The sequence below is a fragment of the Microbacterium sp. genome (assembly GCF_031180975.1).
Lineage (GTDB): Bacteria > Actinomycetota > Actinomycetes > Actinomycetales > Microbacteriaceae > Microbacterium.
Window position 1 is genome coordinate 158,906 of the sequence record NZ_JAPSLI010000004.1, and the last position, 20,151, is coordinate 179,056.

At 68.9% G+C, this 20,151-nt stretch carries 16 protein-coding genes and 1 tRNA gene; 5 read left to right on the forward strand and 12 right to left on the reverse strand.

Translation table 11 applies throughout. From position 1 onward, the window contains the following. Positions 1–8: 8 nt before the first annotated feature. The 4 genes from RIF65_RS07295 to RIF65_RS07310 are packed head-to-tail and all read right to left on the reverse strand — an operon-like array spanning position 9 to position 4,414. Positions 9–1,199: a trans-sulfuration enzyme family protein gene (locus tag RIF65_RS07295; protein WP_309065453.1), complete on the reverse strand. Its 1,191-nt coding sequence runs from the start codon at positions 1,197–1,199 to the stop codon at positions 9–11. Between the two features lie 40 nt (positions 1,200–1,239). Further along, positions 1,240–2,142, reverse strand: coding sequence for a carbohydrate ABC transporter permease (locus tag RIF65_RS07300; protein WP_309065454.1), 903 nt, complete (start codon positions 2,140–2,142; stop codon positions 1,240–1,242). Further along, a complete protein-coding gene (locus RIF65_RS07305) occupies positions 2,139–3,131 on the reverse strand; it encodes a carbohydrate ABC transporter permease (protein WP_309065455.1) in 993 nt (330 codons plus the stop codon). Before RIF65_RS07305 ends, RIF65_RS07300 begins: the two co-directional genes overlap by 4 nt. Beyond that, positions 3,128–4,414: an ABC transporter substrate-binding protein gene (locus RIF65_RS07310; protein WP_309065456.1), complete on the reverse strand. Its 1,287-nt coding sequence runs from the start codon at positions 4,412–4,414 to the stop codon at positions 3,128–3,130. Before RIF65_RS07310 ends, RIF65_RS07305 begins: the two co-directional genes overlap by 4 nt. Before the next feature lie 108 nt (positions 4,415–4,522). Between RIF65_RS07310 and RIF65_RS07315 the strand changes: the two genes are divergently transcribed. Then, the gene (locus tag RIF65_RS07315; protein ID WP_309065457.1) at positions 4,523–5,374 is read left to right on the forward strand and encodes a MurR/RpiR family transcriptional regulator; all 852 of its coding nucleotides are present in this window, start codon (positions 4,523–4,525) and stop codon (positions 5,372–5,374) included. A gap of 31 nt (positions 5,375–5,405) precedes the next feature. Then, entirely contained in the window at positions 5,406–6,083 is a 678-nt protein-coding gene (locus tag RIF65_RS07320) for a phosphoribosylanthranilate isomerase (protein WP_309065458.1), read from the forward strand. 22 nt (positions 6,084–6,105) lie between these two features. Here the strand turns inward: RIF65_RS07320 and RIF65_RS07325 are convergent, their stop codons facing one another. Beyond that, on the reverse strand, positions 6,106–8,439 hold the full coding sequence (locus RIF65_RS07325; RefSeq protein WP_309065459.1) for a transketolase-like TK C-terminal-containing protein: 2,334 nt from the start codon (positions 8,437–8,439) through the stop codon (positions 6,106–6,108). A 227-nt stretch (positions 8,440–8,666) separates the two neighbouring features. Here RIF65_RS07325 and RIF65_RS07330 point away from each other — a divergent pair, with 227 nt between their 5' ends. Together RIF65_RS07330 and RIF65_RS07335 are read left to right on the forward strand one after the other, a co-directional pair. Beyond that, the gene (locus tag RIF65_RS07330; protein ID WP_309065460.1) at positions 8,667–9,128 is read left to right on the forward strand and encodes an Lrp/AsnC family transcriptional regulator; all 462 of its coding nucleotides are present in this window, start codon (positions 8,667–8,669) and stop codon (positions 9,126–9,128) included. 75 nt (positions 9,129–9,203) lie between these two features. Then, a tRNA-Ser gene (locus RIF65_RS07335) sits at positions 9,204–9,291 on the forward strand. Between the two features lie 90 nt (positions 9,292–9,381). Here the strand turns inward: RIF65_RS07335 and RIF65_RS07340 are convergent. The 7 genes from RIF65_RS07340 to RIF65_RS07370 form a co-directional block, all read right to left on the reverse strand. Beyond that, the gene (locus tag RIF65_RS07340; protein ID WP_309065461.1) at positions 9,382–10,704 is read right to left on the reverse strand and encodes a GNAT family N-acetyltransferase; all 1,323 of its coding nucleotides are present in this window, start codon (positions 10,702–10,704) and stop codon (positions 9,382–9,384) included. 56 nt (positions 10,705–10,760) lie between these two features. Continuing rightward, the gene (locus RIF65_RS07345; RefSeq protein ID WP_375142135.1) at positions 10,761–12,203 is read right to left on the reverse strand and encodes a multidrug effflux MFS transporter; all 1,443 of its coding nucleotides are present in this window, start codon (positions 12,201–12,203) and stop codon (positions 10,761–10,763) included. A gap of 63 nt (positions 12,204–12,266) precedes the next feature. Continuing rightward, positions 12,267–13,421 carry a cystathionine gamma-synthase gene (locus RIF65_RS07350; protein WP_309065462.1) on the reverse strand — a complete coding sequence of 385 codons (1,155 nt, stop codon included), beginning with the start codon at positions 13,419–13,421 and terminating at the stop codon, positions 12,267–12,269. An 89-nt stretch (positions 13,422–13,510) separates the two neighbouring features. Continuing rightward, entirely contained in the window at positions 13,511–14,899 is a 1,389-nt protein-coding gene (locus RIF65_RS07355) for a cystathionine beta-synthase (RefSeq protein ID WP_309065463.1), read from the reverse strand. A 102-nt stretch (positions 14,900–15,001) separates the two neighbouring features. Next, positions 15,002–15,970 (reverse strand): carbohydrate ABC transporter permease, encoded by a 969-nt coding sequence (locus RIF65_RS07360; protein ID WP_309065464.1) that lies wholly within the window; start codon positions 15,968–15,970, stop codon positions 15,002–15,004. After that, entirely contained in the window at positions 15,970–17,307 is a 1,338-nt protein-coding gene (locus RIF65_RS07365; protein WP_309065465.1) for a sugar ABC transporter permease, read from the reverse strand. Before RIF65_RS07365 ends, RIF65_RS07360 begins: the two co-directional genes overlap by 1 nt. A gap of 141 nt (positions 17,308–17,448) precedes the next feature. Then, a complete protein-coding gene (locus RIF65_RS07370) occupies positions 17,449–18,780 on the reverse strand; it encodes an ABC transporter substrate-binding protein (RefSeq protein ID WP_309065466.1) in 1,332 nt (443 codons plus the stop codon). A gap of 255 nt (positions 18,781–19,035) precedes the next feature. Here RIF65_RS07370 and RIF65_RS07375 point away from each other — a divergent pair, with 255 nt between their 5' ends. Next, positions 19,036–20,094, forward strand: a complete 1,059-nt coding sequence (locus tag RIF65_RS07375; protein WP_309065467.1) for a LacI family DNA-binding transcriptional regulator — start codon at positions 19,036–19,038, stop codon at positions 20,092–20,094. Positions 20,095–20,151 lie beyond the last annotated feature (57 nt).

The window sequence follows — 20,151 nt, forward strand, 5'->3', positions numbered from 1 at the left end:
GCACCTCGTCAGTCCCCGAGCGCCTGCGCGAAGTCGGCGATCAGGTCGTCGACCTTCTCGATGCCGACCGACACCCGGATCATGCCCTGGGTGATGCCCATCTGCTGTCGCTCCTCGTCGGGGATGTCGAGGAACGCCATCGTCGCCGGCAGCTGCGTGACGGTGCGCACGCCGCCGAGGCTGGCGGCGAAGGATGCCAGACGCAGGCTCTTGCACACCTGCGCGGCCTGCGCCTCATCGTCCACGCTGAACGCCAGCATCGCCCCGGAAGAGTCCAGCTGCTCACGCGCGGCCTCGTACTGCGGGTGCGACGGGTGCCCCGGGTAGTAGACCCGCTTCACCTTCGGGTGCGCGGCGAGCCATTCCACGAGTCGCCCGGCGTTCTCCGTCATCCGCTCCACGCGCAGCGGCAGGGTCTGGATGCCGCGCAGCAGCAGCCACGCGTTGAAGGGCGACAGCGCTCCGCCCAGCTTGGTGAGCGTGTTCCACCGGATCTTCTCGAGCCAGTCCGCGGGGAGGATGTCGGAGCGGATGCTGATCACGCCGCCGACCGCGTCGTTGTGGCCGCCGATGAACTTCGTCGCGCTCTCCAGCACGATGTCCACGCCGTGCTCGTGCGGTCGGCAGACGATGGGGCTGGCGAACGTGTTGTCGCACATCACAACGATGCCGCGCTCGTGGGCGATGTCGCAGATGGCGCGGAGCGGGGCGACCTTCATCGTCGGGTTGGCGATGGTCTCGACGTAGACGGCCTTGGTCTCGGGGCGGATCGCCGCGCGGACCTGCTCGACGTCGGTGGAGTCGACGAAGGTGACCTCGATGCCGAAGTCCTGGATGCGGTGGTCGAAGAACTCGTGGGTCGAGCTGTAGGTGGTCAGATCGACGACGATATGGTCGCCGACCCGCAGCAGTCCGAGCACCGCATGCGAGATCGCGGCCATGCCCGACGCGACGGACAGCGCGTCGGTGGCCCCGGCGATGAGCGCCATCTGATCGTCGAGCTTGTACTCGTTGGGGTTCCCGCAGCGGCTGTAGATGTTCACTCCACGACGGGCGCCGTCCACCACCTGGTCGTACGCGTCGCCCGCGTACTCGTAGTTGGCCGACATGAAGATCGGGTAGCTGATCGACTGCGAGCTCTCCTCCGGCGAGTAATAGACGGCGCGACTGGCGAGGCTCAGCTCCTGGGGGTTGTCCACGTGGGCATCCTTTCTGTTCCGACGATGACGCGGGGCGCGGTCACTGCTTGAGCGCGCCGCTGGTGAGTCCCCCGATGACCTGCTTCTGGAACACGAGGTACACCAGGAACGAGCCGAGCGCGGCGAGCAGGATCGCCGCCAGCAGCACGGGGTAATTCGTGGTGCGCTCGCCGACGAAGTCGGTGAGACCGAGAGGCAGCGTCTTGCGCTCCGGGCTGCTGAGCACGACCAGCGGGAAGAGGAAGTCGTTCCACACCCAGATCACGTTCACGATCGCGGTGGTGAACATCGCCGGACGCGCGATCGGCACCATCACCCGAAGGAACGCCGAGAACTCGGACGCCCCGTCGATGCGCGCGGCCTCGACCAGATCGCGCGGCACCGAGGCGAAGAACGCGCGCATGATCAGCACGGAGATCGGCAGGTTGAACGCAACGGTGGGCAGGATGACGCCGGGCAGGGTGTCGAGCATCCCCATCTCGCGGATGATGGCGACCAGCGGCACAAGAGCGATGTACGCCGGGATGGCCATCGCGACGAGCATGACCAGCTCGACGGCCGGCATCCAGGGGGTGCGGTAAACGACGAACGCGTACCCGGCCGCGGTGGAGATGACCACGGTGATCACCACCGACGCCAGGGTGACCAGCAGCGAGTTCCACGCGTACAGCACGAGGGAGCCGTCGCCCAGTGCCGCCGCGTAGTTGTCCCACTGCAGCCCCGAGGGCAGCGACCACACCGACGCCTGGAACTCCTTGTTCGTCTTGAACGAGCTGTAGATCATCCACACGAACGGGAACAGCACGATGACGAGATGCACGAGCAGGATCAGCAGCACGCTGATCGTGCCCGCGCTCGGCGCGGTCCTGGTCCTGGGCCTGGGCCTGGTGCTGGTCGCGGTCCTGGTGCTGGTGCCGGTCCTGACGCTGGTCGCGGTGGTCATCGAGCCGTCCCCTTCACCCGCGCCGGCGACGACCCGCGGGAGCGGGTCATGCCCACCACGGCTACCCCGACGACCACGGTGATCAGCAGCTGGGCGATGCCGATGGCGGACGCGTATCCCGCTTCGAAGTTGCCGAAGCCGGTCTTGAACAAGTAGGTCGAGATCACGTCGGTGGCGTTGTTCGGGCCTCCCCTGGTCATCACGAACACCAGCGAGAAGGTCTTGAACGAGGTCACCACCGCGAGCAGGACGGTGGCCTGGACGTTGGAGAAGATCATGGGCACGCTGACCCCGAAGAACGTCCGGAAGTGTCCGGCGCCGTCGAGAGCGGCCGCCTCGTACACCGACTCGTCCACGTCCTGGAACGCCGCGACGAACAGCAGGATGTACAGGCCGAGGTAGGTGAGGTTCATCACGACCAGCACCGCCGGCATCGCGAGATTGCGGTCGCCCAGCCAGCCCTGATTCAGGCCGCCCAGTCCGACCAGCTCGAGGAAGCCGTTCAGCAGCCCGAAGTAGGGGTTGTAGACGAACTGCCACAGCAGACCGATGCAGATCTCACTGATCACCACGGGGATGACGTACAGGAACATGGCTGCCCGCTTGAACCGCGGGATCACGCGCACCAGCCAGTACGCGATCACCATCCCCAATCCGACCTGGAACACGATGGCGGCGAGCGCGATCAGCACGTTGTTCCTCAGCGACGACCAGAACACGCCGTCGCCGAGAAGGCGGCTGAAGTTGCCCAGGCCGACCCATTCCCGCGGCGAGAATCCGTCCCAGGAGAAGAACGACAGCATGCCGGCGTTCGCCAGGGGATACGCGACGAATGCACCGAGGAAGGCCAGGACGGGCGCCAGGAACAGGACGGCGATCAGCGACTCACGCCGCTTCGCCCGGCGCAGGCCACCACGCCGCGCACGGTCGACCGAAGCGCCCGCGTGGGGCTCCTCGATCGATCGTGCCTCGGTGTGCATTCGCGTCATTTCCCGGCGTTGACCGCTTCGCCGATCTGGTCCGCGGCCTGCGGTGCGTCGATCGATCCCTCGATCAGGCCCTGCAGGGTGGAGTAGTAGACGGTGGTGGCCTTCGGCGGCAACGCTGTGTCGTAGAACGGGTCGAGGTGACCGGCCGGCTCGACGATGTCGGTCACGATGCCGGAGAGGACCGGTCCTGCCACGTCGGGCGTGGTAGCCCCCTGCAGAGTCACCATGGTCTTGCGAAGCTCGACGTACTTCTTCATGACGTCGGGGCTGGTCATGTAGCGCAGGAACTCGACCGCCGCCTCCTTGTTCTCGGCCTTCTCCGACATCGCGAACGCGGCTGCCACACCCGCGAGCACGTCGGTCTGGTCGCCTGCGCCTCCCGCGACCGTGGGGAACGGGAAGTAGCCGAGCTCGAAGCCGTCGGGCGCATCGGCCGACATGCCGATCTGCCAGGTGCCGTTCAGCACCATCGCGGCCTGGCCGTTCAGGAAGAGCAGATTGGCCTCCTGGTCCGACATGCCGTTCGCCCCTGTGGGCAGGTAGTCCTTCTGCGCGAGCGACTCGAGCATGCCCGCGCCTTCTTCCGTGAAGGTCGCTTCGTTGCCGTTGAGGAACTCGGTGACGATGCCGCTGCCGTGCGTGCGCATCTGGCCGTACTGGAACCAGAAGGTCGCGGGCCAGCTGTCCTTGTTGCCCAGTGCGACGGGCACGACGCCGTCCGCTTTGATCTGCTCGCACAGCGCCAGGTACTCGTCCCACGTCTTCGGCACGTCCCAGCCCTTGTCGGCGAAGAGCTTCTTGTTGTACCAGACCACGGCGGCGTCGATGTCGATGGGAACCGCGTAGGTGGAGTCGTCGAAGGTGACCGATTCGAGCGCGCTCGGGATGAATCCGTCACCCCATCCGTCCTCCGCGAGCGCGTCATCCAGCTTGGCCACCTGACCGCTCTGCACGAACGCGTCCAAGTACCCGCCGGGGAGGGTGTAGAAGACGTCGGGCACGTCGCCGGTGGACATGGCGGTCTGGAGCTTGGTCTTGTACGAGGACTGCTCGGCCGCCACCTCCTTGATCTCGATCTCCGGGTGCTCCTTCTTGAAGCCGTCCATGGCCCACTTCATGAACTCGACCTTGTCGTCCTGGCCCGCGTAGGCATGCCAGACAGTGAGGGTGTCAGAGTCGCCTCCGCCCGAAGATACAGACCCGCTTCCGAGGCAGCCGGAGAGGGCGACGAGGGAACCGGCGGCGAGCGCGGCGAGCGCGGCTCTGCGGAGAGGACGTTTCATGGGGCTCCTTCGGGACGACACTGTCGAGGAAAGTGGTATCACTATATACTCGACGCATTCGACGTGGTAGCACCACTTTCGATTCGGCGGAACGGGCGGGGGGATCGCATGGGAGCGACTGAGAGGGCCGGTGCGCTGACGCTGCTCCGCGCTGCATTGCCCAGCCTCTCGGTGACGGAGCGCCGCGTGGCCGACCGGATCCTCGACGGCCCCGAGGCGGTACTGGAGGCGTCGATGCTCGACGTCGCCAAGGCCTGTGATGTGAGCGACACCACCGTGCTGCGGATGTGCCGCAATGCGGGGTTCGCTGGCTTCACCGATCTGAAGCTCGCACTGGCGCGCGACCTCGCCACGCCGATGCAGCTCATCCACGACGACATCGCCGACGGCGACGACCCCGCTGTCATCGCACGGAAGGTCTTCGCACGCGCCGCGCTGTCGCTGCAGGACACCGCGAACGTCATCGACCCCGGCGGGTTCGCCACCGCCCTCGGCCTGCTGGAGAGCGCCCGCAGCGTGCTGGTGGGCGGCGTGGGCACCTCCGGCGTTGTCGGGCAGGCGTTCTACCAGCGCTGCCGGAGACTCGGCATCAGCTGCGACGCTCCGCCCGACTCGCAGGTGCAGAACATCCACGCCGCGCTGCTCGGATCCGACGATCTGGTCGTCGCCATCTCGTACTCCGGCGCCACCCGGTCGGTGGTCGGCATGGCCGAGCGGGCGCGCGAGACGGGGGCGAAGGTGCTGGCCATCACGGGCAACCGCGAGTCGCACCTGGCCAAGGCGGCGGACGCGGTGCTGATCAGCGTCTCGCACGAGACCAGGCATGAGCCCATCGCCGCCCGGCTGTGCCAGCTCACCCTGCTGGACGCGCTGTGCGTCGCCTACAGCCACCGCCACCTCGACGAGGTGCTGCGCAGGGAGCAGCGGGCGGGTCAGTCCATCGTCGAGAGCTCGTTCTGAGCCCGTCCTTCATGAGAACCAGGAGCGTCCGATGATCGTGCAGATCTACACCGCCCAGTCCGCCGATGAGGCGCTGGCACTCGCCGAGCTCGGCGTGGATCAGATCGGCCTCACGCCCACCGGCGTGGGCCTCCCCGGACAGATCGGCGAGGAGACGGCCGCCGAGGCCGCGGCGGCGTTGCGCGGCCGCGCGCGCTCCGTCGCGCTCAGCGTCGAGACCGACATCACCGAGATCGCACGGATGGCGACCTCGGTGCGGCCGGACATCCTGCATCTGTGCGGAGAGGTCGGCGCCGTGGGACCTGCAGCCGTCCGGGAGCTGCGCGATCTGATCCCCGCAGGGATGCAGATCATGCAGGCCATCGCAGTGGGGGCGGACGGCGACCGCGCACTCGCGCGCGACTACGCCCGGGTCGCGGACTATCTGATCCTGGACTCCTACACGACCGACGTCCAGGGCGTCGGGGCGGCCGGCGTGGTCCACGACTGGTCGCGCAGTGCCGCCATCGTCTCCGACGTCGACGTGCCCGTCATCCTCGCCGGTGGGCTCTCCGCCGACAACGTCGCAGCAGCAATCGCCGCCGTCCGGCCGTGGGGCGTCGACTCGCTCACCCACACCAACCGCCCGCTGGCGGGAGGCGGGTTCGAGAAAGACCTCGACGCCGTGGCCGCGTTCGTCCGGGCTGCGACGAACGTCTCGGTGAGCTGAGGCGGTCGCCCCGGGGTTGGGTTCACTCCGTCAGGTCGAGCACGGCGCGGACGATGCTGTCGGCATCGATGCCGTGGTACTGATAGACGGATGCCAGGTCACCGGCCTGGCCGAAGCGGCTGACGCCGAGATGGCGCGCCGGAACACGGTGGACGCCGGCGAGGAACGCCAGCGCGTGCGGATGCCCGTCCAGCACGGTGACCATCGGTGCCGCCCGATCTGCCGGCAGCACCTGATCGAGGATCCAGTCGCTCCCCTCGCCGGCTCCGCCGCGTGACTGCACCGCCTCGAAGAGCAGCCCCGGACTCGTGACGCACACGACGTCGACGTCGTGGCCGAGGGCGGCGAGACGGGACGCCGCGTCCACGGCATCCGGCACCATCGCCCCCATCGCCACGATCGTGGCGGCGGGCCGTTGCGCGCTGCGCAGCCGGTAACCGCCGGCGACCACCTGGCGACGACGACGCTCACGCGCCGCCGGGTCGGCGGGAATCGCCGCGAGCGTCTGATCGACCGGCTTCGTGGACAGCCGCAGGTAGGCCGAGCGCCCGCCGGGCCTGGCCATCTGCGACATCGCGGCGAGCAGCGTCCACTCCACCTCCTGCATGAACGCCGGTTCGTAGCTCAGGCACTCCGGCTGCTCCAGCCCGATGGACGGCGTCTTGATCGACTGGTGAGCACCGCCCTCGGCGGCGAGCGAGACTCCCGACGGGGTGCCGACCAGAATCGACTGCCCGCCGGCGTACATCCCGTACGACCAGGGCTCGAGCGCTCGCTCGACGAACGGGTCGTAGAGCACGCCGATCGGGAACAGCGGCTGCCCCCAGCGGCTCCACGTCGCGCCGAGCTCGCCGAGCAGGCTCACCAGGTTCACCTCGGCGATGCCCAGCTCGATGTGCTGCCCGGTCGGGCGTTCCCGCCAGTGCATGATCGTCTCGGGGTCGTCGTCGAACCAGTCCTGACGGTCGCGCGTCGACCAGACGCCCGCCTTGTTCAGCCAGCCGGCGAGGTTGGTGCTGCTGGAGACGTCCGGGCTCGCGGTCACGACACGACGGGCGATCTCAGGAGCGGAGCGCGTGAGGTCCAGGAGAACCCGGCCGAGCGCCGCCTGGGTCGCCCCGACGCCGGACGGCGTGCGGCCGAAGTCGACGGGCACGGTCGGCGGCGCGACAGGCGGGATCACCTCGCGGCGCAGCCGGTCCGCGGTCTGCGCGCACAGGCGCCCCTCGTCCGAGAGCGGATCGAACCGCTGCCACGGGGCGTCGGGGTCCATGCCGACCTGGGCGGCGAATTGCCGGTACTGCTCGCTGCTCAGCAGCGACGAGTGATTCTGCGGATGCCCGGCGGTCGGCAGTCCATGGCCCTTGATCGTGTAGGCGATGATGACGGTCGGGCGTGTGTCGTCGATCCGCGCGAACGCGTCCCGCAGGGCGCCCAGATCGTGCCCGCCGAGATTTCGGATGCTGCGGACGAGCTCGTCATCGTCGAGGCCGTCGATGAGCGAACGGATGCCGTCGGCTCCGGCATCCGCGTCGGGGAGGCGTCGGCGGAGTTCACCGGGCGAGCAGCGCAGCAGTCGCTGGTACTCGGCGTTGGGCATGGCGAGGATGCGGGTGCGCAGCGCGTCTCCTCCCGGCAGCCGGAACAGCTCCTGCAGGCGGTGACCGAACGGCACCGTGATGACCTGCCACCCGGCGGCGTCGAACATGCGCTCCAGCTTGCCCGCCGCGATGTTCGGCACGACGCGGTCGAGGGACTGCCGATTGAGGTCGACGATCCAGACCAGCTCACCGAGGTCGGGCACCTGCGGATCCATCAGCGCTTCCCAGACCGCTCCCTCGTCGAGTTCGGCGTCGCCCACCAGCGAGTACTGCCGCCCCTTCGCCGAGCCGCCGGAGATCGACGCCGCATAGCGTCGCGCGATGGCGCCCCAGATGGGTGCGGTGGCGCCGATGCCGACCGACCCGGTGGAGTAGTCCACGGTGTCCGGGTCCTTGGCGCGGCTGGGGTAGCTCTGGATGCCGCCGAACTGCCGCAGCGTCGTCATCTGCGTGTCGTCCAATTCGCCCAGGAGGTAGTTGATGGCGTGCAGGACTGGTGACGCGTGCGGTTTCACCGAGACCCGGTCCTCGGCGCGGAGCTGTTCGAACCACAGCGCGGTCATGATCGTGGCGATGGACGCGCTGGACGCCTGGTGCCCGCCGACCTTCATCCCGGACGGGTTCGGGCGCACCCGGTTCGCGTGATGGATCATCGACGTCGCCAGCCACAGCACCCGCTGCTCCACCGCGGCGAGTGCGTGCAGACTCTGCTCCTGCGCAGTACCGGTGACGGGGACGGTCTCGAGAACGTTCATGGGACGGATTCCTCGGTGCGGATGCCGGGCGTCGTCGCCCGCATCAGGTGGGTGCCGGGCCTTCTGGGCCGGTGCCTCACACAGACCAGGGATTTCGGCCAGGCGGGCAGATCAAGCAGATGGTGCGCTCATTGGATCAACCGACGCATGGACCGCGCAAGATGCGCCCGCTAGATTGATCAGAAGGGTCAAGTTCCGCTCGCAGGAATCCAGAAGGGCTGATCACCATGGCGCGTTCCCGGCTGGCCGACCGCACAGACGCCTCGCTGCTGCGGCACCTCATTCGCGAACCGGGTGCGACGATCGTCGCGCTGGCCGAGGCGACCGGTCTGGCTCGCAACACCGTGCGCGCACGCCTGGCTCGCTACGAGGCGGACGGCGCGCTGCGCTCCTTCCAGCGCCGTATCGACCCCGCCTTCCTGGGCTACCCGTTGAGCGCGTACGTCGTGACCAAGGTGAAGCAGAGCATGCTGGACGAGGTCGGCAGGTCGCTCTCGGCGATTCCGGAGGTCGTGGAGGTGCTCGGCCTATCCGGCATCACCGATCTGCTCATTCGCGTCGTCGCCCGCGACGCGGACGACCTGTACCGGGTCGCCGGGCGGATCCTCGACGTCGACGGCGTCAAACGCACCACGACGGGCCTCGTGATGCGCGAGATGGTGCCGTACCGCGTGGAGCAGTTGCTCTGACGGCGCCCGGGATGCCACGGCCATCCTGGGTCTGAGCCGCCCGCCGGATCGGATAGGATGGTCAGGTTGTTCCCTGGTGACGTGTCCGAGCGGCCGAAGGAGCACGCTTGGAAAGCGTGTGTTGTGCAAGCAACCGAGGGTTCGAATCCCTCCGTCACCGCCAGATTCTTGAGGGCCTCCGCGCGTAGCGGGGGCCCTCGATTGTTCGCGAAGCCCCGCCGCCGAGCGCACCGCCTCCCGCCGAGCGCACGGGTTACCGGCGTCGGCAGGCCGTGCGGTCGACGGGAGGCCGTGCATTCGGCACGGCGAAGGGCGCGCCATCGAAGCGCACGCCGTACATCACCGTGTCGGGATCCGAATCCAGCCGGTGCATGCCGAGCCGTTCGTAGAACGCGCCCGCGCCGTTGTTCTCGGGGTTCATGCCGAGGTGCAGACCCGCGACGCCGCGGCGACGCAGTTCTTCGAAGAGGGTCTCTACCAGCCGGCGACCCAGCCCCTGGCCCTGGGTCTCCGGCAGCAGGTCGATATGCAGATGCGCCGGGTAGTCCCGCGCGTGCGTTTCCCGCGCCGGGCCCCGCCGTGAGGCGTACAGGATGATGCCGTCCTGGCGGGTGGGCGGGTCCTCCCCCGACAGCGGGTAGTTCTCGGCTCTGGTCGGCCACCATTCGTCGCGGAACCACCGCTCGAAGGCATCCGTGTCGTCGGTCGCGACGACGTACCCGACCGTGCGGCCGTCCGCCGATTCGACCACCCAGCACAGATCGGGGTGCCGTTCGGCGTACGGCACGGCGAACACGTCGCCCCACAGACGATCGTCGGTGAACAGGCCGGTGGCGTCTCCCCCGGCATCCGCGGTCTTGACGCACACGTCGTACAGCGACTCCCGGTCCGACGGGCGATACGGACGGATCAACGACACGGGAGCCTTCCCTTCGGCCGCCAGCGGCCCGCCGGTCGATTCGGGACGCTGCCAGCCCAGCGACGCCCACGCCAGCACCGCGGCGGCGACCACGAGCGCCGCACCGGCGCCCACCATCGCACCGCCGATGGTGTCGGTGATCCAGTGCACGCTCAGCAGCGTCCGCGACAGCGCCATCGCCACGGTCCACAGGATCCCGGCCACGGCGACCCACACCCGGGGGAACACGATCCACAGCACGGTCGCGATCGTCGCGGCGTTGGCCGCATGCCCGGAAGGGAATGAACCGAAGTCCGAGCTGACCAGCATGTCGTCGGGGCGGGCCCGAGCGTAGATCTCCTTCAGAAGCTGCACGAGCGCGGCGCTGGCGACGAACGCGATCGCTGCATACACCGCGGCCCGCCAGCGCCGCAGCACGATCATGAGCACACCGATGAGCACGGGCACCAGGACGGTGGCGACCCATCCGCCCCCGATGCGGTTCAGGGCGTGCGCCGCAGCCAGCATCCACGGCTGGCGGATCTCGGCCATCGCCGTGTTCCACGCCGCGTCGAACCCGTTCGTGGCGCCCTGCGGGAGCAGCACCACGAGAATCCCGAGCAGGCAGGCGACCGTGATCAGAGAACCACCCGTCGCCACCAGCCATCGTCGCTGCATCATCCCATTCTGCCTGTTCGTTCGGCGGGCTCGGGCGCTGACAGCGGCGAGGCGGCTCAGGGTTCCAGCATCCCCACCGTCCGCGGGCGCACGATCAGCCACAGCGCGAGGATCGCCAGCACAGCGCATCCCACCATCACCGATGCCATCGTCGTGGCGGTGATCCCGGACCCCGCCGAGATCAGGCCGACCACCGGCGAGACGATCGCCGCCACGCCGTTGTTGCTCGCCCCGAGGATGGATGCCGCGGTGCCCGCCGCCTTCCCGTGCCGGTCGAGGGCGAGCACCTGCACGCATGGCATCGTGAAACCGCACGCGGTCATGAACACCCACAGCGGCACCGCCGTGCCCCAGAAGCCGAGACCCAGGAGGTCGCAGACGATGATCGCGCAGCCCGACACGAGCAGCACGACGGTCGAGAACGCGAGCACCCACTGCGGCCCGAACCGCGCCGCCAGGCGAGAGGCCACCTGCACGCCCACGACGAGACCGAGCGAGTTGGCGGCGAACAGCAGCCCGTACGCCTGAGGGTCGAGCCCGTGCGTCTGCTGGAACAGGAACGGCGACGCCGACAGGTACGAGAACAGTCCCGAGAAGGTCATGCCGCCGATGACGAGCACGCCGACGAACACCCGGTCGCCGAACACGCTGCGGTACCGCTGCAGCACCGTGCTGGCACCGTGCTCGTGGCGGCGCGCCTTCGGCAGGGTCTCCGGGATCAGCACCAGGCCGGCGATCAGCATCACCGCCCCGTAGCCGGCGAGCACGCCGAAGATGCCGCGCCATGACGTCACCGCCAGCAGGGCCGAGCCGATCAGCGGCGCGATCACCGGGGCGGCGCCCGAGACGAGCGCCAGTCGCGACAGCATCACCACGAGCCGTCGCCCGCCGAACAGGTCGCGCACGATCGCCATCGCCACGACGCCTCCTGCCGCCGCGCCGATGCCCATCAGCACGCGCGCCGCGCCGAGCAGCAGCAGGTCGGGCGCGAATGCGGCCGCGACGCTCGCGATCACGTGCAGGGCCGTGACGGTGATCAGCGGCACGCGCCGGCCCACCTTGTCGCTGAGCGGTCCGACGACCAGCTGCCCGATGGCGAAGCCCAGCATGGTGCCGGTCAGCGTCAGCTGGATCATCGCTGCCGACGTCGCGAAGTCCGCCTCCAGTTGCGGGAACGCGGGCAGGTACAGGTCGATCGTGAACGGCCCGAGCGCGGTGAGCGCCCCGAGCAGCAGGATGTACACCGTGCGGCGCCCTGCGGAGATGGCATCCCCCGGGTGCAGCACGATCGGGGCGGTGGCCGGGTTCGGACCGAGGGTGCGAATGGCGCCGGTCGGCGAGGAGGTGCGGATGGCGCCGGTGATGGCGCGGATGCTGCCGGTCGAGGTGCGGATGCTGCCGGTGGGGGTGCGTTCGTCGGGCACGGAGGACTTTCGCGAGAGAGCGGATGCTGCGCCGAATCGTTTCGACGCGGGAACGTCCATGCTACTCGCCGGCATCCGCCGTCCCCCAACGGGCCGCGCCGGCGCGCGCCGCGCACCCCGGATGCCGGCCGCGCGGCTTCAGCCCGCGATGCGGGCGAGGCCCTCCTCGAGGTCGGCGATGAGGTCGTTCACGTCCTCGATGCCCACGGACAGGCGGACCACGTTCTCCGGCACCGCCAGCGCGGTGCCCCGCACCGACGCGTGCGTCATCTCCGGCGGGTACCCGATCAGCGACTCCACGCCGCCGAGCGACTCTGCGAGCTGGAACAGCGTCGTGGCCTCCGCGAAGGCGCGGGCGGCCTCCGGGCCGGCGGTGAGCGCGAGCGACAGCATCCCGCCGAACCCGCTCATCTGCCGCGCGGCGATCTCGTGCCCCGGGTGGGTGTCGAGTCCGGGGTAGAACACCGTCTCGAACTCGGGGCGCGCTGCCGCCCACTCGGCGATCGCCTGCGCGTTCTCGCTGTGCTGACGCACCCGGACGGCGAGGGTCTTGATGCCGCGGGTGGTGAGCCACGCGTCCAGCGGCGCCGACACCGCCCCGACGGCGAACTGCTGGAAACCGACCTGCTCGGTGAACCGCTCGTCTCCGAACACGATCGCCCCGCCCAGCACGTCCGAGTGCCCGCCGAGGTACTTCGTCGTCGAATGCACGACGACGTCTGCGCCCAGCGACAGCGGCTGCTGCAACGCGGGCGAGGCGAAGGTGTTGTCCACGACGAGCACCGCACCGGCGGCGTGCGCGACCTCCGCGACGGCCGCGATGTCGACGATCTTCAGCAGCGGGTTGCTCGGGGTCTCCAGCCAGACGATCTTCGTGGTCGGGCGGAGCGCGGCGCGGATCGCGTCGACGTCCTGCAGCTCGACCGTGGTCGTCTCGACGCCCCACGGGGCGAGCACCTTGGTGAGCAGGCGGTAGGTGCCGCCGTAGACGTCGTTGCCGAGCACGACGTGGTCGCCGGGGCGCAGGATGCCGCGCAGCAGCGCGTCCTCGGCGGCGAGACCCGACGCGAACGACAGCGCCGAGACGCCGCCCTCGAGCGCCGCGAGCTGGGTCTCCAGCGACGAGCGGGTCGGGTTGCCGGCACGGTTGTACTCGTAGCCGCCGCGGAAGCCGCCGATGCCGTCCTGCACATGTGTGGACGACTGGTAGATCGGCGGAATGATCGCCCCCGTGGTGGGGTCGGGCGCTTGGCCCGCGTGGATGGCTCGGGTGGCGAAGGCGCGATCGGTCATGGCACTCCTTGGATGACGGCGTGCCCCCAACGCTACGCCCGGCCCGCGCGGCATCCGGAATCCTGTTACGCCACGCGACGCGCGCCCGCTCAGTGCGCCAGATAGGCCAGCAGGTCCTGCCGGGTGAGCACGGTGTGCGGGCGTCCGTCCTCGGTCACCAGCAGCGCGTCGGCACCGGCGAGCGCCGTCCGCGCCTGAGCGACGGGGGTGTGGATGCCGATCAGCGGCAGCGCCTCCCCGACGTGCGCACCGACCGGGTCGGTGGGCTTCGCCTCGCCGCGGAACAGCAGGTCGAGCAGGCGCTTCTCGTCCACGGCGCCCACGACCTCCCCCATCATCACCGGCGGCTCGGCGCCGAGCACGACCAGCTGCGAGACGGCGTATTCCGTCATGATCGAAATGGCCTCGAGGACGGTCTCGTTCGGGTGCACGTGCACCAGGTCGGGCATGCGCGCACCCGGGCGCTGTGCCTGCCGCCTGTCGCGCGCGGCGAGCACGTCGGCGACGGTCTCTCCCTCCTCGACCTCGCTGAAGCCGTACGAGCGCATCCAGGCGTCGTTGAAGATCTTGCCGAGGTAGCCGCGCCCGCCGTCGGGGAGGAGCACCACCATCACGGCCTCCGCGGGGAGGTCGCGGGCGACGCGCAGCGCCCCGGCGACCGCCATGCCGCTCGACCCGCCGACGAGGAGGCCCTCCTCGCGGGCCAGCCGCCTGGTCATGGCGAACGACTCGGCGTCGTCGACGGCGACGATCTCGTGCGGCACGGTGCGGTCGTACGCCCCGGGCCAGATGTCCTCGCCCACGCCTTCGACCAGGTAGGGCCGGCCGGTGCCGCCGCTGTACACGCTGCCGACCGGATCCACCCCGACGATGCGCACCCGATCATCCGACACCTCGCGCAGGAACCGGCCGGTACCGCTGATGGTGCCGCCGGTGCCGATGCCCGCGACGAAGTGCGTGACGCGGCCGTCGGTGTCGCGCCAGATCTCCGGGCCGGTGGTCTCGTAGTGGCTGCGCGGCCCGTTCGGGTTCTCGTACTGGTTCGGCTTGAACGCGCCCGGGATCTCACGCGCCAGACGGTCGCTGACGCTGTAGTACGACTCGGGGCTGTCTGCGGGCACCGAGGTCGGCGTGACGACCACCTCCGCACCGTACGCCCGCAGCACGTCGATCTTGTCCCGACCCACCTTGTCGGGCACCACGAACACGCAGCGGTAGCCGCGCTGCTGGGCGAGCAGGGCGAGTCCGACGCCGGTGTTGCCGCTGGTCGGCTCGACGATGGTCCCGCCGGGTCCGAGCTCGCCGGACGCCTCCGCCGCGTCGATGATGCGCCGCGCGATGCGATCCTTGCTCGACCCGCCGGGGTTGAGGTACTCGAGCTTGACGAGCACCGTGCAGGCCACACCGTCGGTCACCCGGTTGAGCCTGACCAGGGGCGTGTCGCCGACGAGGTCGGCGACGGATTCGGCGTAGCGCATGGGTTCAGGGTAGACGCACGGACGCCGGATGCTGAGGGTGTTTCAGCATCCGGCATCCGCTCGTCAGGGTCGGTATCGGCTCGGCGACCGCCGCCCGCCTCGTCAGCCCTTCGTCGCGCCGGCCAGGAGGCCGCGCACGAAGAAGCGCTGCAGGGCGAAGAACACGATCAGCGGCACGATGATCGAGATGAAGGTACCCGCCGACTGCAGGAACCAGCGGTTGCCCCAGGTGCCGGACAGCGAGTTGAGCGCCTGCGTGATCGGCAGCGCCCCCGGCGCGGCGAAGATCGTCGCCACCAGCAGGTCGTTCCACACCCAGAGGAACTGGAAGATCGCGAACGACGCGATCGCCGGCATGGCCAGCGGCAGGATGACCCGGAAGAACACCTGCCCGTGGCCCGCGCCGTCCACACGCGCGGCCTCGACGATGTCGCTGGGGATCTCCGCGATGAAGTTGTGCAGCATGAACGTGGCCAACGGCAGCGCGAAGATCGCGTGTGCGATCCACACCCGCGCGAAGCTGTAGTTGACGTCGTTCAGGCCGAACCCGGGGAAGATCTGCACGTCCCCGACGGCCAGCCCGTCGGAGAACAGGCTGAGCAGCGGCACCAGGGCCATCTGCAACGGCACGATCTGCAGGGCGAACACGAAGATGAACAGCATGTTCCGGCCCTTGAAGTCGATCCACGCGAACGCGTACGCGGCGAGCGACGCGATCACGATCGGGAAGACCGTCGCGGGGATCGTGATCGCCAGCGAGTTCACGAACGCCGAGGCGAGCGTGGTCGACGTGCCGCCGGAGGTGAGCGCCTCCGCGTAGTTCTGCAGCGTGAAGTCAGGGTCGGTGAACACGGTCCACCAACCGGTCGACTGGGTGTCGGCGCCGGGACGGAACGAGGTGACGAACAGACCGAACGTCGGGATCGTCCAGAAGATGGCGATGATGACCGCCGCGATCGTGGCGCCCTTCGACCTCAGCTGCTTCTGCGCGATCGCCTCGTTGCGACGCGTGTCTCGGGCGACCTGCCGCTTGGAGCGGTTGTCCATGACGATGGCTTCGGTGGCACTCATCAGCGGATCTCCCTCTGCTTGCGCAGCGATCGGGCGTTGTAGATGATCAACGGCAGCACGAACAGGAACAGCACCACGGCCAGCGCCGAGGAGTGTCCGTAGCTCTGGAAGCGCTGCTGCTGGTTGACCATCTCGAAGCCGAGGACTGTGGTGTCGTCACGACCGCCGGTCATCACCGCGACGATGTCGTACACCTTCAGCGACGCGATCGTGATCGTGGTCAGCACCACGATCAACGACGAGCGGATGCCGGGGACGGTGACGTTCACGAACCGCTCCCACGCGTTCGCCCCGTCGAGTTCGGCCGCCTCGTTCTGCTCGGCCGGCACCGCCTTGATGGCGGCCGAGAGGATCACCATCGCGAACCCGGTCTGGGTCCAGATGAACACCACGAGCAGCATCAGCGTGTTCACCAGCGGCTGGACCGCGAGCCAGTTCACCGGGTCACCGCCGAAAGTCGTCACGATCGCGTTCAGCAGACCGAGCTGGTCGCCCTGCCGGTAGTCGTACATGAACTTCCAGATGATGCCGGCGCCCACGAACGAGATCGCGACGGGCATGAACACCAGCACCTTGAGGATCTTCTCGCCGTGCGCGCGGTCGATGAACACCGCGTACGCGAGACCGATCACCACCGAGATCACCGGAGCGAGGATCGCCCAGATCAGCGTGTTGATCACGGATGCCGCACCGACGGGGTTCGTGAACACCCAGACGTAGTTCTCGAGTCCGACGAAGTCGGTTCCGGTCTTGTCGTAGAACGACTTCACGAAGGTGGAGATGGCGGGGTAGATCAGGCCGAGCAGCAGCATGATCGCCGCCGGTGCCATGAACAGGATGAGCTGGAACAGGTAGCCGGCGCCCTGGCGGGACCGGTAGTCGGCGAAGAACAGCAGACCACCGGCGAGCAGCGCGATCGCGACCACGTACAGCACGGCGTTCTGGTACGGCCGCAGCAGCATGAACGCGAGCACGGGAATGGCGAGGCAGGCCACCAGCCGCATGATGAAGTAGCCGCGCCCGGGGCGGGGTGCGTACTCGATCAGCACCAGCAGGATCGCCACGGCCACGCCGAACGCGACGAGCACGGCGGGGATCTGCAGCAGCGGATGCAGGTTGCCGAGCCACAGGAAGAAGCTGTTCAGCGAGAAGCCGATGGTGGTGCGCACCGGGTCCTCGACCGGGGCGGAGAAGATGAGCAGGAAGATCAGGGCGGCGATGAGCACGAAGCCGGCGACGACGACGATGCGCGTGATCGCCCGCCCCTTCGCATCGACGCCGTGCGTCGTCTGTGGAAGCTCGGTCTTCACCGGCTCCTCGACAGCCACTTGCGACATGGAAACCCCTTCCGAGTTTCTGACTACGGCTCCGGACTGCGTCGTTCGGACGTGGCCCGCGAGGTGGATGCGGGAGCGGGGCCGGGCGCTGTGCCCGACCCCGCACCCGTCAGCGGGGAGCGCTCAGAACAGCGCTGCGCACTAGTTCTCGTAGCCCGCCTGGATGTCCGACAGCACCTGGTCGGTGGGCTTGCCGTCGATCCAGTCGACCATGCCCTTCCAGAAGGAGCCCGATCCGACGGTGGACGGCATCAGGTCGGACGCGTCGAAACGGAAGGTGGTCGACTCGTCCTGCATGATCGTCATGGCCTCCTGCAGGAACTCGCTCGAGGCCAGGCTCGGGTCGGCGTTCTTGTTGGCGGAGATGACGCCTCCCAGCTCGACGCGCGCGTCGGCGAACTCGGGGGATGCCATGAACTCGAGCACCTGCACGGTGGCTTCGTCGTCGTTGAACGCGGCGACGAACTCGCCGCCACCGGAGACCTGCAGCTCGCCTTCGGTCTCACCCGGGGTGATGAACGCGTAGACGTCACCGTCTGGTGCGACCTCGGGGGTCCCGCCTTCGGCGGTCTCGACGTCGAGGAAGTTGGCCGACAGGAACGAAGCCTGGTGGGTCAGCGCGCAGGAACCGTCGGCGACCTTGGCCGCCACATCGGCGAACGCGGTGGAGTTGATGCTCTTCACGTCGCCGAAGCCGGCGTTGACGTACTCCGGGTTCAGCAGGATCTCGCCGACGGCGTCGAACGCCTCCTTGATCTCCGGGTCGGTGAACTTCACGTCGCCGGCGACCCACTGGTCGTAGACCTCGGGGCCGGACTGGCGCAGCACCAGGTCCTCGATCCAGTCCGTGCCGGGCCAGCCGGACGCGTCGCCGGACGCGAAGCCGGCGCACCACGGTGCCTGCCCGGACTTCTCCTTGATCGTCTCGGTGAGAGTCATCAGCTCATCCCACGTCTTGGGGATCTCGACACCCCACTCCTCGAACTTCGCGGGCGAGTACCAGATGTACCCCTTGAGGTTGGCGAGCATCGGCGCGGCGTAGAACGTGTCGTCGAACGTGCCGTACTTCTTCCAGTCCTCGGACCAGTTCTCGTCGACAGCCTTCTCCACGCCCTCGGGCGCCGGCATGACCTTTCCGGTCTCGACGAGGGTCTGCAGCAGGCCCGGCTGCGGGACGATCGCGATGTCGGGAGCGTCGCCACCGGTCACCTTCGTGACGATGTTGCCCTCGAAGCTCTTGTCGCCGGTGTACTCGACGTTGATGCCGGTCTCCTTCTCGAACGCCTCGAACGAGGCGTTGAGGTCATCGGCCTCCGTGCCGGTGATGCCGCCGGAGATCCGGACCGTCGCCCCCTCGGAGCCGCCGCCTCCTTCGCCGCCGTCGGTGGACTCCGCGCAACCGGACAGGGCGAGCGTCGCCGCTCCGACCAGTGCGAGCGGAGCCAGCAGGCGGTATCGCTGTGACAGAGCCATGTGTTTTCTCCTCTTCGGGTGGGTCATCTGTCCCCGTGAGGCCGTGAACTCCGCAGCCATTGGGGAACCGATTCCAGGACAACCTACTGGGCGAAGCGGCCGCCGCACAATGGCTGAGCGACGACATCCGCGCAACTGTTGCCCAGACGTGATCCTACCCGTGGGAGCGCTCCCAAGCGGCCTGATCTGGAACCGGTTCCCTATCGCGACGATTCCCGCTACGCTGTGCCCAGCCCTGTGTCCCGGAGGAGCCCCATGAGCACGATCGCCGACGTCGCCGCTCGCGCCGGCGTGTCCAAGGCGACCGCGAGCCGGGCCCTCAGCGGCGGCGGGTACGTGTCCGCCGGCACGCGGGAACGCGTGCTGGCGGCCGCGCGCGAGTTGGCGTACGTCGCGCACTCGTCGGCCACCAGCCTCGCCACGGGCCGTACCTTCTCGGTCGGGGTGATCGTCCCCGCTCTGGGTCGTTGGTTCTTCTCCGAGCTGCTCGCCGGCATCCAGGAGGGGCTGTTCTCGGCCGGCTACGACATGGTGCTGTACGGCCTGCAGGAGGGCTCGACCGAACGGGAGCGGCTGTTCGGCGAGGTCCTCCCCCGGCGCCGGTTCGACGGCATCATCGCCGCCGGCATGCAGCCCAGCGCCGACGAGCACGAGCGATTGCGCCTCGTGGACTCGCCCGTCGTGACCATCGGCGCGGGCGGCGAGGAGTCCAGCACGGTCTCGATCGACGACGCGGCAGCCGCGCGCATCGCCACCGAGCATCTCATCGACCTCGGGCACACCGACATCGTCTTCCTCGGTGGGCGAGCGGATGCCGCCATGCACGCCGTCGGGGACGATCGACGCCTCGACGGGTATCGCGCCGCCATGTCAGCGGCGGCGCTCGAGTCCGGCATCCGTCATGCCGCCGGCGAGCCGAGTATGACCGGCGGGTACGACGCCGCCGTGCGCATGCTCGGGGACCGCAAGAGCAGACCGACGGCGTTCGTGGCCGTGTGCGATGAGGCTGCCATCGGTGGCGTCATCGCGGCGCGGCGGCTGGGCATCTCGGTGCCGACCGAGCTGAGCCTGGTCGGCATCGACGACCACGAGCACGCCGAGATGTTCGCGCTGACGACGGTGCGGCAACAGCCGCGGATGCAGGGGATGAGGGCCGTGGAGCTGCTGCGTGTGCGGATGGAGGACCCGTCCGCCGCACCGGAGCACGCGGTGATGCCGTCCGAGTTGGTGGTGCGCTCGTCGACGGCGACTCCGCGCCAGGACGCACGAAGGCCCCGGGGCGCTGAACGGGTCAGCGGCCCGGGGCCTTCGTGATGCGATCTCGTCGTGGCCGACATGAAGCGGCCCGCTCGAGGAGCTGCCGGGTCAACA

Excerpts from the sequence above, each read along its gene's own strand:
- RIF65_RS07350 (WP_309065462.1), bottom strand. The coding sequence starts at position 13,421 with ATGACCGATCGCGCCTTCGCCACCCGAGCCATCCACGCGGGCCAAGCG.
- RIF65_RS07355 (WP_309065463.1), bottom strand. The coding sequence starts at position 14,899 with ATGCGCTACGCCGAATCCGTCGCCGACCTCGTCGGCGACACGCCCCTG.
- RIF65_RS07370 (WP_309065466.1), bottom strand. The coding sequence starts at position 18,780 with ATGGCTCTGTCACAGCGATACCGCCTGCTGGCTCCGCTCGCACTGGTC.
- RIF65_RS07365 (WP_309065465.1), bottom strand. The coding sequence starts at position 17,307 with ATGTCGCAAGTGGCTGTCGAGGAGCCGGTGAAGACCGAGCTTCCACAG.
- RIF65_RS07340 (WP_309065461.1), bottom strand. The coding sequence starts at position 10,704 with ATGCAGCGACGATGGCTGGTGGCGACGGGTGGTTCTCTGATCACGGTC.
- RIF65_RS07315 (WP_309065457.1), top strand. The coding sequence starts at position 4,523 with ATGGGAGCGACTGAGAGGGCCGGTGCGCTGACGCTGCTCCGCGCTGCA.
- RIF65_RS07305 (WP_309065455.1), bottom strand. The coding sequence starts at position 3,131 with ATGACGCGAATGCACACCGAGGCACGATCGATCGAGGAGCCCCACGCG.
- RIF65_RS07375 (WP_309065467.1), top strand. The coding sequence starts at position 19,036 with ATGAGCACGATCGCCGACGTCGCCGCTCGCGCCGGCGTGTCCAAGGCG.
- RIF65_RS07345 (WP_375142135.1), bottom strand. The coding sequence starts at position 12,203 with ATGCCGGCGAGTAGCATGGACGTTCCCGCGTCGAAACGATTCGGCGCA.
- RIF65_RS07300 (WP_309065454.1), bottom strand. The coding sequence starts at position 2,142 with ATGACCACCGCGACCAGCGTCAGGACCGGCACCAGCACCAGGACCGCG.
- RIF65_RS07320 (WP_309065458.1), top strand. The coding sequence starts at position 5,406 with ATGATCGTGCAGATCTACACCGCCCAGTCCGCCGATGAGGCGCTGGCA.
- RIF65_RS07330 (WP_309065460.1), top strand. The coding sequence starts at position 8,667 with ATGGCGCGTTCCCGGCTGGCCGACCGCACAGACGCCTCGCTGCTGCGG.
- RIF65_RS07310 (WP_309065456.1), bottom strand. The coding sequence starts at position 4,414 with ATGAAACGTCCTCTCCGCAGAGCCGCGCTCGCCGCGCTCGCCGCCGGT.
- RIF65_RS07325 (WP_309065459.1), bottom strand. The coding sequence starts at position 8,439 with ATGAACGTTCTCGAGACCGTCCCCGTCACCGGTACTGCGCAGGAGCAG.
- RIF65_RS07360 (WP_309065464.1), bottom strand. The coding sequence starts at position 15,970 with ATGAGTGCCACCGAAGCCATCGTCATGGACAACCGCTCCAAGCGGCAG.